Origin of the sequence: Acinetobacter sp. CWB-B33, from assembly GCF_039655955.1 — a bacterium.
Lineage (GTDB): Bacteria > Pseudomonadota > Gammaproteobacteria > Pseudomonadales > Moraxellaceae > Acinetobacter > Acinetobacter bouvetii.
In genome coordinates, this window is the sequence record NZ_JAGFEU010000003.1 from 585,805 (window position 1) to 597,953 (window position 12,149).

Here is a 12,149-nt window from a genome sequence, read left to right on the forward strand (position 1 = left end):
GCGGTATCATCAGCTAAAACTGAAAAAAAGGGCAGGCATGCTGAACGCACAGCGGAACGGAAATAACGAAATCAGAATGATCTGGCTGATGGCGCTGATTATTGCCGGGGTGGGTTGCTGGTTTTCGGATCTGAAAATTTTCAGCTATTTATGCGGTTTTGCATTTGCTGTGAGCGTGATGCACTATGTCGATGACCTGCAAAAGCCGGCAGATCAATTGGCAGCTGAAGCGGGCTTGCCGCTTACAGCGACGTCAAAAGTGCCTTTGTATATCGCTTCGATCATGACGCTGGTCGGCGGTATTGGCCATATTGGCATCTTAACCGGATTAGGCATCTCTGCCTGGATTTTCTTTTTCCTGCGCTGGCTGAAGCGGCTGGAGCGCAATGTGCTGTCACTGCAGCGTCAACTTCATGCAAGGCCTGATTTGAGCCGGCAAACAGAATCACGGCGTTCAGGTGAATTAAGTCCATCTGAGGCGCCCATTGCCTCTGATGTTTCCATCAGTCTGATGGATCAGCTGCAGCAATGGCTGTTTAAAGGCAATCCGGTATTAAAAGCCGCTATCGCTGTTTTGGTGATTGGGGTGATCCTGCTGCTGCGTTTTGCCACCGAGCATTGGCAACTCAGCCTTGCGGTTAAATTATGGCTGGTGGCGGCGGTCAGTGCCGGCATAACGCTATTGGGTTATGTGCTGGAGCAGCGCAACCGGGGTTTTGCTTTGGCTTTAGAGGGCTTGGGGCTGGCAAGCTTATCGCTGACTTTATTTTTTGCCTATTACAATCAAGTCATTCCGAATTTGCCAATCGCCAGCCTATGCTTTGCCGCCATTCTGCTGCCCGCTATTTGGCTCAGCCTGAAACAGCAAAGTATTGAATTGGCGCTGATGGCGATGATGATCGTCTATATTGCGCCTTTTACTCTGCCTGTGCGCAATGCCACCGCTACTGAGCTGATTGCTTATTATCTTTGCATCAATTTAGCCGTGGCGGTTTTAAGCACGCTAAGGCCGTGGAAAATTCTCAATCAGATTTCATTTTTAATGACTGTGCTGGTGGGCGGCGCGTATGCCTTTTACCGAGGCGAAGAACAGGAAAGAACTGCACTCAGTTATTTAATTTATGCGCATGCGGCGATTTTTATTTGGCTCGGATTCCGTTTCAGCCAGCTGCTGGCCAAAGAAAATCTGATGCGTTTTCAATTGAAACCGGTATTGGATTTGGCGCTGGTTTTTGGCGTGCCGATTGTCAGTTATGGCTTTTTATATCTGATGTATTTTGACGAACCGCGCTGGCAGGCGGGGTTCAGTTTGATTTTTGCCGGCATCTATGGCGTTTTATATCTGCTGTCAAAGCGCCATCAGGCGATCCGCATTATTTCGCAAAGTTATTTCAGCCTGATGCTGATTTTTATGGCATTCATTCCGCCGATACTGCTGCATGAACACTGGAGTGTGGCGGGCTGGGCGGTTGAAGGCGCCGCTGTCTTTGTGTATGGACTGTACCGCCATTCTGCGCTCAGCCGTTATGTCGGCATGGGCTTGATGATGATGGCGGGTTTTTCCAGCCTGTACTATTTTTCTGTGCAAAACGTTTTTCCAAACAATGTTTACTGGGTGCTGTGCATCAGTTATCTGCTGACGGTGCTGATTGCGAACAGCACTGCCGAGTTCCGGAAGCAGCTGAGCAGTTCGGCGGTTGCCTTTCAATGCATGCAGATGCTGTCAGCTACGGTCATGCTGTTCGTGCTGCTGCTGGAAAAAATTGACAGCCCAAGCCAAGCCTTCATTTGCCTGCTGAGCATTGTCATGCTTTACAGCATCTTCAATGAATGGCTACTGCGCCGCGGCGCAGCATGGTCATGGCTGCTGCCGAAATGGATTGGGTTAATTCCTGTGTATGGCTTGGCGCTGTATATGGCAGTCGACTTAAGCCATGACGGCAAGCTGCTGTGGCACAATCTGTCCGACCGATTGCTGTTTGCTTTGAGTGGCGCGCTGCTGACCCTGCTGTGGCTGCGTCCGATGCTGGGCGTGAAAGCAGAAAAAGAGTGGGTCAGCTTAGGGGCGCTGGCCAGTTTGGCGTTCGCCAGCTTAACGTTAATACCCAGCATGCCGTTTTTAAGTGTGGTGATTTTACCGCTGCTGTTTGCGCTTTGGTGTTATCGCCAGCCCAATCCCGATTGGAAAATTTTCTGGCAGGCTCGAAATACACTGACGCTGATGCTGCTGTGGATTATTTTTTCGCAAATTTTCAGCCAGCAGGCGTTTCAGCTGTATCTGCTGCCTGTGCTGAATCCGTTTGACTTAATCAGCATCGCGATGCTGGCGGGCTTTATCTGGATGCTGAATTTGCAGATGAAAGCCGGCTTGGAAAAAAGCTTAGGCACCATTTTGATGATGCTGGGGCTGCTTTGGCTCAGCAGCTATGTGGTGCTGCGTGCGCTGCATGTGTATCTGGGCACGCCGTACAATGTCTGGGAGATGTGGGAAAACGCCACGGTGCAGCTGAGTTTCACTTTGCTGTGGGTCAGCTTAGCCTTCATCTGCATGCTGACGGCATCGAAACGGCATTTGCGTTCGTTATGGATTTTTGGTGGCAGTATTTTGGTTTTGGTCACTTTAAAGTTAGTGTTGTTTGACCTTTCGCATATTGGTACGCTGAGCCGGGTCATTTCATTCTTGGGCGCAGGTTTTGTCATGCTGATAATTGCCTATATTGCGCCTATGCCTGAGGCGCAAAAGAACTGATCTTTCTTTATTGCATGCAGCCTGTCCAAGAAGGAGAGAGCGCCTGCCTCATCCTTCTGAACTTTTGAATGCCTGCCATTTAAACGCAGAAAAGCGGACAGGCTATTTTAAGTCCGGTTCACGCTTAATCTCTTGCGCATTGGCATATTGATCCAGCTCTTCATTTTGCAAAGGCGATACAGCAGGACGGTCAACAAAGCCCATTTTCGGTACAGGAATTTCGATTTGATTATCCAAAAAACCGTTGCGGATGCGTTCCTGCATTTCATCGCGCACTCTTAAAAAGTTCTCCTGCTGGCACCATACCGCAAACAGCAGCTCAATTGACGATTCCCGGAACGCAGTCACTGTGACCGCAGGTTTGGGATCGGCCAGCACTAGCGCATATTTTCCGGCAACATCCAGCAGCACTTCGCGGACTTTAATGATGTCTTCATGGAAGTTAATCGCCAGCGTAATGGGAATGCGCCGTATCGGAAATTTAGACAGGTTATGCACCGGCGCGCGGATCAGCTGTTCATTCGGCAGGCGCACATAGACATTGTCCTGCGTCAGCAGCTTCACGGACAGCAAGTCAATCGAGATGACTTCACCTTCAATGGTATGGCCGCGGATCAGGGTAATTTGAATGGTATCGCCAATTTCAAAAGAGCCTTCGCCAATCAGGAAAATCCCGCTGATCAGGTTGGACGCGGATGTTTGTGAGGCAAAACCTAAAGCCACCGTGAGGATGCCAGCCGCGCCTAAAAATACACTGAGCTTAAAGCCGGCTTCTTTTAAGCTGGCCATGATAAAGATGATGAAAATAAAATAAAAAATGCCGCGCCGCCAGACCAGGCGCTGATGCGCATTGAAGCGCACGCCAATTGTTCGGATAAAGGCATTGGATACAAAACGCGCAATTAAAAAACCAATCAAGGCCAGAATCACGGCAACCAAAAGCTCTGTGATCCGGTCAGTGTTCAGATTCTTCACAATCCCCGTGAGGCTGCTCGTGACTTCGCTGGAAATACTGGTATTCGCCATGGCTGCCTCTTAGAAAAATGAATCAAACATGTTAAACAAAGCTCCGGCTGGTTCACGCGGCGGATGCACATACATCACTTCCCCTGCATGCGGCGGCGTGCGGTTTTCTATGCGGATGCGCGGCGGACGGTCAGGCCCTTCATGCTGCACTTTGATCTGCGAAGTCCACAAGCGCCCAGTACTTTCACTGTAAAACAGCGGCAAGGCGGGAACCGGCACATTCATGCGGTCAAAGCGCAGCTGTTCGTGGCTGGTGTTGTGAAACTCAATCGGGGTAATGGCGCGAAAGGCGCGGACTTTCAGCTGATGCAGCTCTGTGCGCCCATCAACTGCAGTGGCATAGCAGATTTCGCCCATGCGCTTATTCGGTCCAAACCATGTGTCTTTGGGCAAAATGACAGGAATATCAAACAGCGGGTCTCTTTGGCCTTCCACAAATCCCGCAATCCATAATGGCGTGCTGATGTACAGCGTGCCGCGCTGGCCGGCAGGGATATAAATCGGATCGACAGGGCGGATCACCACAGAACGGTCGGCCAGCCTTGGCATAATCTGAATATTTTCATGCGTATTTTTAAACATGTAGCGTTCAATATGCACCGGCGGCGGAAAAGCAAACTCAGGATCATCAATACGGTGCCATTGCTGTTCATAGTCATACTGCACCGTCGGGCGGTGGTATTCCAGACGCCATTCCTGCAGGCCGCGGGTCAGGCGGAACAGCAGTGAGCCGAATTGCCAAGCTTTAGGGCGGTGCAGCTCAAAATGATGCTCACCCCACCACTTGAGTTTAGGCGTTTCCGTTTGCAGTACATCACTGATTAAAGACAATGCAATTTTCCCTATATCATTAAAAGCTGAAAAAACAGACTTCACGCTGTCATGTGCTTAGAGTACACTCAAAACACTTTTTCCATCATTATAAACTTTGATGCAAATACTCAAACAATTACAAATACCCTATAGTTTTGCAAAGCGGCACGGCGTATTGCTCCGTTATGAAGGGGATCAAGCCTATATTGTGCGGCGTGAAAGCACACCTATGCTGGCGCTGCAGGAAGCGCGGCGGTTTTTGGGGCATGCTGCGCAGTATCAGCTGTGCACAGATCAGGAGTTTCATCAGCTGCTGAGTTCCAGCTTTGCAGGAGATACCGGGGAATCTCAGCAAGTGGCGGCCGGTTTGGAAGATCATCCGGATTTACTCAGCCTTGCAGACTCAGTGCCTGAAGCTGAAGACCTGATGGATCAGGAAGATGATGCGCCGATTGTACGCCTCATCAATGCCTTGCTGTCGGAAGCCATCCGTGTTGGCGCCTCCGATATTCATATTGAATCTTTTGAAAAGAAATTATCAGTGCGCCTGCGGGTTGACGGGCAGCTGCGTGAAATTGTGCAGCCGCGCCGTGAATTGGCGCCGCTGCTGGTGTCGCGGATTAAAGTCATGGCCAAACTGGATATTGCCGAAAAGCGCATCCCGCAGGATGGCCGTATCTCGCTGCGCTTAGCGGGCCGTGAAGTCGATGTCCGTGTGTCGACCTTGCCGTCGTCTTATGGCGAGCGCGTGGTGATGCGTTTGCTCGATAAGCAGGCGGGGCGTTTGAACATGACGCATTTGGGCCTGATGAATAATGACTATGAGCGTCTTAAGCTTTTGGTGCATCGTCCGCACGGCATTATTTTGGTGACAGGCCCAACGGGTTCGGGTAAAACCACAACTTTATATGCCGCGCTGTCTGATCTGAATGACGGCTCAAAAAATATTTTGACTGCTGAAGACCCAATTGAATATCAACTGGAAGGCATTGGCCAGACACAGGTCAACACCAAAGTTGATATGACTTTTGCCCGTGCGTTAAAAGCCATGCTGCGTCAAGATCCGGATGTGGTGATGGTCGGTGAGATTCGAGATTTGGAAACGGCGGAAATTGCAGTTCAAGCATCATTGACAGGTCACTTGGTGTTATCCACCCTGCATACCAATACTGCGGTAGGCGCAGTGACCCGTTTAAAAGATATGGGGATTGAACCGTTTTTATTATCCAGTTCTCTGATTGGTGTGATTGCGCAGCGCTTGGTGCGCACCTTGTGTTCACACTGTGCGACTTGGCATGAAGCGGATGATTTTGAAGAACAGCTGTTTGCCAATATTGAGCATGATGCGCACTTAAAATTGCCTCAGCCGAATGGCTGTGAGCATTGTTCGCATACAGGCTTTAATGGCCGTACTGCGATTTATGAAATTGTTCCTGTGGATGAGTCGATGCGCCGCTTAATTCATGGCAATGCCGCCGAGTTTGAAGTAGAAGCCTATGCCCGCAAACAATCTGGTTCTATCCGTGATGATGGATTGCGTAAAGTGCTGGCAGGTAAAACGACACTGGAAGAAGTTCTGCGTGTAACCAATGAAGCAGCGGAGTGATGAAAGGAATATTCCATCACTGATGGCTGAGAGTACTGTTTACTATGCTTAATTAAAATCGTGGAATAATGGTTGAATACTAAGTGTGAAACAAGAAAAATCTATTAAAAAGCCTAATTCTAGTGAATTAGACTTTTTAAATTAATATAAGCTATTGATTTATATTAGATCAATAGCTGGATTTCGCATAAGCTGTATTATGTTGATTTTAGGAAATCATTAGAATCACTATGAAGATCATCAGTTCAATTACGAATTACTTTATATTGTTTTCTATACAATAGTTTTTCCATTTATTTTTAAAGTCTTCTATGGCTTTCTCTGCTTCTTCTTCTTTGGTATAAACAGGTGATTTCTTTACTTCATCTACTATCTGATTGAAAATTTCACCTTCCTCTTTGAAGAGATTTGCATAAATATCTTTAGCTTTGTCTACATCCGATCCCATTTGGTGAAAAGTCATCAATGTATCTGCTGCATATGCAATACCATCGCAATGCTCACCGTCTGCACCATAAGTAAAAGAACAGGCTAAGAATATTGAGCAAGTTAGTATTTTTTTCATATTTGAAAATTATCATTTTAAAAATAATGAATATTAAAATATTTCTAGAAATATTAAAATCTCATGCTGATTTAAATGTCTATTTAACATAATGGCTGTTATACGAAATAATCAATATTTTTTACTATAAATTTTTTGATTAGTTTCAATGAGTTAATTTCCCCAAAAAAAGCCGATTCGAAAAAAACGGCTTCGGCGTAAACATTTGAATTATTTACTAAAAAATCAAACAATCACATTCAGCGTCACATCAATATTGCCGCGTGTTGCATTTGAATACGGGCAGACAATATGCGCAGCATCAACCAGTTTTTGCGCCTCGCTTTGTTCCAAACCTTCCAAGTGAATATTTAAAGTCACCTGAATACCAAAACCTGTTGGAATTGGCCCAATGCCGACATCACCTTCAATATAAACATCAGGCGTGATTTTTAAATGGTCCCGGTTGGCAACAAATTTCATGGCGCCTAAGAAACATGCAGAATAGCCCGCTGCAAACAGCTGCTCAGGGTTCGTACCGCCGCCTGTGCCGCCCATTTCTTTCGGCACTTTCAGCTGAATATCTAAAATACCATCCGATGAAGTAGCCCGGCCATCACGGCCGCCTGTTGCTTTTGCATGTGCTGTATAAACGACTTTTTCTAAGGACATTGTAATTCTCTGAATATTGGCTGGGAAACATCCATCCTGTCTGAAAATGAATAAAGAATAAGCAGGGTTTTTGTAAAAATTGCAAAGCGTAATGCTGAGCGTAAATAAAAAGCAGGAGAGGGAGATTGAATTAGAGATCGAAAGGCAGTGTGTCACCGCGCTCATTAATGGAAGATGCCATCAATGAGCTGAATTTCGAACCGCTTACCAGAGACCCGCAATTTTTTTCATCAACTGTGCGCGAAATGGCGCAGTTGGATTGCCTGCATTGCGCAGCGTTTCATTTTCATAGAACTTCTGCCATGTTTCAACCATCTCTAAAGTCACAGCTTGGGTTTTAAGCTTGGCAACATCTTCTTTGGTGATGTTATTCAAACGCGCTTCTGCGCCGTCAGGGCCTGTCCCCCAGCCAATGATGCCTTGACCAAATGCAGGCAATGGCATGCTGTTGGGCGTGGGCGGAATCTCTAGGCGTGGAATATTGGGATTCACTGAAGAGTTAACCGCGGGGCGGATTTTTTCTGAAACGTGAAGTTCTGCGAAAGATGCAGTTGCTAGAGACAGCAGCAATGCTGAGAGGAGGGCTGATTTGAACATTTGGATAAATGGTTTTGAATAAGAATCATTATTATATGCGAATTTATTTTAAAAACGAGCTGAAAATAAGTGAATTAAGAAATAATGAGGTTAAATCACAGCATGAATGAAGTTCACTCAACGTGAACGTCAGATGCGCTCTTAGTATTGCAATAAAACGCGATGCTGCATCAAAGGCATCGATGCCCGAACCAGCTGCTGCTCGGCTAAATCAAAGGGTACTGTAATCAGGCCAGCACCTTCCTCGTGAATGATATCGAGTAATTGTCCGCGGCTGTTGGCTGCGCCCGCATGTCCCCATGTTTGGCGTTTTTCACCATGCCAGCCTTGCTGCGCAGCGCCTAAAACCTGGCATTGACTGTCCATCGCGCGCGCTTGAAGCAAGAACTGCCAGTGCATTTCACCTGTGGTGTAGGTAAAGGCGGCAGGCGCGGTCAGGATGTTGGCGCCTTGAGCGCGCAAACTTAAAGCCAGTTCTGGAAAACGCAAGTCATAGCAGACCATTAAGCCAATATTGCCAAAAGGTGTTTTCGCAATTGTTAAATCAGTGCCGGGTTCGAAAAATTTAGATTCCTGATAGCCGCCGACAGAATCGCCGACTTGCACATCAAATAAATGAATTTTGTCATAGCGCGCTTCAGTTTTTTCAGGGCTGATGCATAGGCTCACTGTACGCACACGGCCATCTTCAATAATGGAGCCATCTGGGCGGAACGGGCAAGGGAGTGTGCCCGCAACAATCCAGATATCGTGGCGATGCGCAAGCTGTTCTAAACGCTGCTGAATTGCTTCAAATTGCGCGCCTGTTTCCCGCTGTTTTCCGGCTGCAAAGCAGACAAAATTTTCAGGAAATACAATCAGGCTTGCTCCCTGAGCTTTGCTTTGCAGGATTAATGAATCAATGACAGAGAAGTTGGCTTCTATATCATTTTGGGAGTTCATTTGCGCGACGGAAAGGAAAGTCATGGGAGATCTCAGGAAGGGAGAAAACGCTTATGCGTTTTGCTGTGCAGTTTGGTCTAAACTGTCTTGCTCTTTTTGCAGCTGCTTTACCAAAGGCTCAAACATATTTTGATTGCTGTCATTGAGTTTCATCAATGTTTTGTGCGCATCCAGTACAGTATTCAGCATACTGCCGTGTGTAATATGCTCTTCCATTAATTCGCGGGTGCAGACACTCGGATCACCGCAGTAATCTAAAATGACAAAAACCTGCCCCAGCCCCATACTGTTGGCCAGAGTCGTAATATCTGAGTTGGTTGACAGCATAACTGCCTGAATGTGATGGATTTGCTTGAGCTTTAAGCCCAATTTAGCCAGGATGCCTAAAACTGTACTGTCAATGAATGTTGTTTGGGTTAAATCTACGATTGCGCCTATAACATTCTCTTGCTGTTCAATTTTATTCAGTAACTTGTCTAAACTAATGCAAGATTGGGCACGCACTTCGCCAATAAGCTTAAAAATATGCGTTCCGTTCAAGCTTGCATATTCAACATGACCTGTTGACATATAAATGCCATTTGCAGAGAAGGATAGTAAATTATCCCATAGGGCCACTGCTTACTCAAGTAGCCAGCAGTCGTATAAACTAAGGTTGAATGATAATATATTGATTTATATGTTAATTCATTCTGCGGAAACTTAGGATGGCAATATCGTCAGCAACATGTTCAGGTGCCTGAAATGATTGATTTTGCAAATGATGCACCAATTGGCCGAGCTGTTCGTTTAAGCCGCCATCGAACGGTTCCAGCGCGCCGTCCGAACAAATAATAAACCGCGCATGGCGGTTTAGCGTGCATTCAAACTCTTCAACTTCTAAATCTTCAGTGAGGCCAAGCGGAAAGCTGCTGGTGGTTAAGACTTTAGGTTCTTTATTCGGTTCAAATAAAATGGCGGGAGGATAGTGCCCTGCGCTGGACCAGCGCAGCTGGTGGGTTTCTAAATTTAGAATGCCAGTGAGCATGGTAATGTGCTTTTCGATATTTTCCTGTACCAGCATGCCATTAAGCTTTTTAATCAATTCACGCGGGGTCTTTGAACGGCCGTGAAAAGCGGCCATCCAGGATGTCAGCAGGCTGCTGGTCACCCCATGGCCGGAAACATCCGCCAAATAGAATAAGACTTCTTTATCGCTGATTTTCCAGTAATCGTACCAATCGCCAGATAAATACGCCGAAGGCTGAAAAAAGGTTTCAACTTTATAATTGGTGAGTTCAATAGGGTTCGGCAGGAGCTTTTTTTGCAATTCAGCTGCTGACGGCAAGTCCCGGCTGTCTTGATTGCGCTTATATTGCGCATCAATCTTAATTAAAGCCTGCTGCGGGTTTGCTGGCGGCTTGCTCCACATCCAGCCTGCGAGGGCGCCTTGCTCCCATGCCTGCGCAAGGGCAGCGCCTTCATCTTCCAAAGCAAGAACAATCGTCGGCAATGTCCATTGATGCGTTAAGTAATCACGGACATCGGCGATAGCAATAATAGTGGGATCATACAAATCGAGATCTTCAATACGGATCATCTGAACACTTGGAAGTGCGGCAATAACCTGTTCTAAATAAGGAATATCACGAGTCGGCTGAATGAAATACATAAAGAATTTGTATGATCCATAAGGTGTGTCATTGAACTACTATAACAAGCAAATCCTTGCTGGAGGAAAAAAACCCCTCTAGCAAGAGAATAAATTTAACTATTCTGTGATGCCGTTATCAGATTCAGGCGCGCTTGAATCTGCAGGAGATGCTTCTGCAGGTGTATCCGATGTATTGTCATCTGAAGAATCAGATGAGGGAGTATCATCTGGTTCGTCGTCAGTATTAATAAACATATTTTCGTCTGCAATGCCTTTCTTTTCCGTCACAGCAAAGCTGATGCGCTGTAAGTAGAAATCACGAATTTGGGCGTATTTATCGCCCTGCAGCACATTTTCAAGTTCCAGCAGCTGAGAGCGTGCATCTACGCCGCGAAGCACCTGTTCTGACCAATATGCGCCGTCGTGATCTTCAAGCAGATATTTTTGCGGGCGCGCTTGACTGTCTGCAGCCGTTCCAACAGCTTCACGAATAGTGCTTGGGCCCAATACAGGTAAAACTAAATACGGGCCGGAAGGAATGCCGTAATATCCCATCGTAATGCCGAGGCCTTCAGACTCTGAAGTCAGATTTAAGCGCTGCGCGGGGTCAGCAAAGCCTAAAGTAGTCAGTGTATTGACTGTGAAGCGGCCTAAAGATTTGGCGGCGCGTGCAGGGCGGCCCTGAATCAGCTGGTTAACAGCATTCCAAGGCTCATTTAAATTCTTGCGGAATTGACGGTAAGACCCGCGGACATCATCGGGCACTTTTTCAACATACTGAATCGCCAGCGGGCGCGCAATATATGTATCCAGCACTTCATTAAAAGCAAAAATTTTACGGTTGAATGCTTCAAAAGGGTCTTTTTCTTCATCCGATTGGGCGGCGGTCGCATTTACGGATAGTTTTTTTGCGACTTCAGAGGATTTAGCCATCGCGGCTTGAGCAAGCTGTTGAGTTCTGGATGTATTGGCAATTTCTGTACTTTCCGCTGTTTCTGCAGATTGTTCATTTGCAAATGCGGGCGCCGTGACTGCAAAAGACAGCAAGCCTGCATAAAAAAAAGAAGTATGGCGCATATATAGTCCTGACGCTTTTTATTCGGCAAAAGTGTTTGCGCAATGATAATTAAAAACGTTCAAATAGTCCTGAATTATTACTATTAAAGCAAATTTGATCAAATTATGAATGAAAAAACGCAAAATGCATAAAAAATAGACACACAAATAAATAAATTAAAAAATAGGGTTGCATGGGGTAGGAAATGCTGTAGAATGCACATCCATCGGCGGTGATGAAGATTAAAACTTCTTAAGAAACAAAGACTTGATTGAATTGATTGAGTTTGGTTTTAAAAAGAAAGTTTGAAAATAATCTGAATTATCAGTTGACTTTCTAGAGATAGAGAGTAATATAGCCGACCTAGCTTGCTGGTGACGAATCAGCAAGAAGATCATTAAGAGATTATGAAGAACAACTTGTGTGGATTTTTACTGGTTGATTGATCGAAATTATTTTCATTGATTGATGGTAGAAATTACTCGAAGTTTATTTGAGAAATTAATGTCA

The 12,149-nt window shown here is 46.1% G+C and carries 11 protein-coding genes; 2 read left to right on the forward strand and 9 right to left on the reverse strand.

Going from position 1 to position 12,149, the window contains the following annotated elements; all coding sequences use genetic code 11:
- Nucleotides 1-37: 37 nt before the first annotated feature.
- Nucleotides 38-2,749 carry a DUF2339 domain-containing protein gene (locus tag JZ784_RS12075; RefSeq protein WP_346315026.1) on the forward strand — a complete coding sequence of 904 codons (2,712 nt, stop codon included), beginning with the start codon at nucleotides 38-40 and terminating at the stop codon, nucleotides 2,747-2,749.
- 102 nt (nucleotides 2,750-2,851) lie between these two features.
- On the opposite strand, the gene JZ784_RS12080 is transcribed toward JZ784_RS12075, so the two are convergent.
- Complete coding sequence (locus JZ784_RS12080) at nucleotides 2,852-3,775, reverse strand: mechanosensitive ion channel family protein (RefSeq protein WP_346315027.1); 924 nt, start codon at nucleotides 3,773-3,775, stop codon at nucleotides 2,852-2,854.
- A gap of 9 nt (nucleotides 3,776-3,784) precedes the next feature.
- Nucleotides 3,785-4,597: a hypothetical protein gene (locus tag JZ784_RS12085; protein WP_346315049.1), complete on the reverse strand. Its 813-nt coding sequence runs from the start codon at nucleotides 4,595-4,597 to the stop codon at nucleotides 3,785-3,787.
- Nucleotides 4,598-4,706: 109 nt separating this feature from the next.
- Here JZ784_RS12085 and gspE point away from each other — a divergent pair, with 109 nt between their 5' ends.
- Nucleotides 4,707-6,194 (forward strand): type II secretion system ATPase GspE, encoded by a 1,488-nt coding sequence (gene gspE, locus JZ784_RS12090; protein WP_346315028.1) that lies wholly within the window; start codon nucleotides 4,707-4,709, stop codon nucleotides 6,192-6,194.
- Between the two features lie 256 nt (nucleotides 6,195-6,450).
- On the opposite strand, the gene JZ784_RS12095 is transcribed toward gspE, so the two are convergent.
- The 7 genes from JZ784_RS12095 to JZ784_RS12125 form a co-directional block, all read right to left on the reverse strand.
- A complete protein-coding gene (locus JZ784_RS12095; RefSeq protein ID WP_346315029.1) occupies nucleotides 6,451-6,759 on the reverse strand; it encodes a 3-hydroxybutyryl-CoA dehydrogenase in 309 nt (102 codons plus the stop codon).
- Between the two features lie 225 nt (nucleotides 6,760-6,984).
- On the reverse strand, nucleotides 6,985-7,410 hold the full coding sequence (locus JZ784_RS12100; RefSeq protein WP_219190077.1) for an organic hydroperoxide resistance protein: 426 nt from the start codon (nucleotides 7,408-7,410) through the stop codon (nucleotides 6,985-6,987).
- Nucleotides 7,411-7,614: 204 nt separating this feature from the next.
- Complete coding sequence (locus tag JZ784_RS12105) at nucleotides 7,615-8,007, reverse strand: DUF4951 domain-containing protein (protein WP_346315030.1); 393 nt, start codon at nucleotides 8,005-8,007, stop codon at nucleotides 7,615-7,617.
- A gap of 141 nt (nucleotides 8,008-8,148) precedes the next feature.
- Nucleotides 8,149-8,973 carry a carbon-nitrogen hydrolase family protein gene (locus JZ784_RS12110; protein WP_346315031.1) on the reverse strand — a complete coding sequence of 275 codons (825 nt, stop codon included), beginning with the start codon at nucleotides 8,971-8,973 and terminating at the stop codon, nucleotides 8,149-8,151.
- Nucleotides 8,974-9,000: 27 nt separating this feature from the next.
- The gene (gene gigB, locus JZ784_RS12115) at nucleotides 9,001-9,519 is read right to left on the reverse strand and encodes an anti-anti-sigma factor GigB (protein ID WP_018572797.1); all 519 of its coding nucleotides are present in this window, start codon (nucleotides 9,517-9,519) and stop codon (nucleotides 9,001-9,003) included.
- A gap of 112 nt (nucleotides 9,520-9,631) precedes the next feature.
- Nucleotides 9,632-10,600 (reverse strand): RsbU family protein phosphatase GigA, encoded by a 969-nt coding sequence (gene gigA, locus JZ784_RS12120; RefSeq protein WP_005007601.1) that lies wholly within the window; start codon nucleotides 10,598-10,600, stop codon nucleotides 9,632-9,634.
- Nucleotides 10,601-10,699: 99 nt separating this feature from the next.
- Nucleotides 10,700-11,659 carry a VacJ family lipoprotein gene (locus tag JZ784_RS12125; RefSeq protein WP_346315032.1) on the reverse strand — a complete coding sequence of 320 codons (960 nt, stop codon included), beginning with the start codon at nucleotides 11,657-11,659 and terminating at the stop codon, nucleotides 10,700-10,702.
- Nucleotides 11,660-12,149 lie beyond the last annotated feature (490 nt).

Bases quoted from the DNA above. Each gene is read 5' to 3' on its own strand.
- gspE (WP_346315028.1), top strand. From the start codon at position 4,707: ATGCAAATACTCAAACAATTACAAATACCCTATAGTTTTGCAAAGCGG.
- JZ784_RS12080 (WP_346315027.1), bottom strand. From the start codon at position 3,775: ATGGCGAATACCAGTATTTCCAGCGAAGTCACGAGCAGCCTCACGGGG.
- JZ784_RS12075 (WP_346315026.1), top strand. From the start codon at position 38: ATGCTGAACGCACAGCGGAACGGAAATAACGAAATCAGAATGATCTGG.
- JZ784_RS12095 (WP_346315029.1), bottom strand. From the start codon at position 6,759: ATGAAAAAAATACTAACTTGCTCAATATTCTTAGCCTGTTCTTTTACT.
- JZ784_RS12100 (WP_219190077.1), bottom strand. From the start codon at position 7,410: ATGTCCTTAGAAAAAGTCGTTTATACAGCACATGCAAAAGCAACAGGC.
- JZ784_RS12125 (WP_346315032.1), bottom strand. From the start codon at position 11,659: ATGCGCCATACTTCTTTTTTTTATGCAGGCTTGCTGTCTTTTGCAGTC.
- gigB (WP_018572797.1), bottom strand. From the start codon at position 9,519: ATGTCAACAGGTCATGTTGAATATGCAAGCTTGAACGGAACGCATATT.
- gigA (WP_005007601.1), bottom strand. From the start codon at position 10,600: ATGTATTTCATTCAGCCGACTCGTGATATTCCTTATTTAGAACAGGTT.
- JZ784_RS12105 (WP_346315030.1), bottom strand. From the start codon at position 8,007: ATGTTCAAATCAGCCCTCCTCTCAGCATTGCTGCTGTCTCTAGCAACT.
- JZ784_RS12110 (WP_346315031.1), bottom strand. From the start codon at position 8,973: ATGACTTTCCTTTCCGTCGCGCAAATGAACTCCCAAAATGATATAGAA.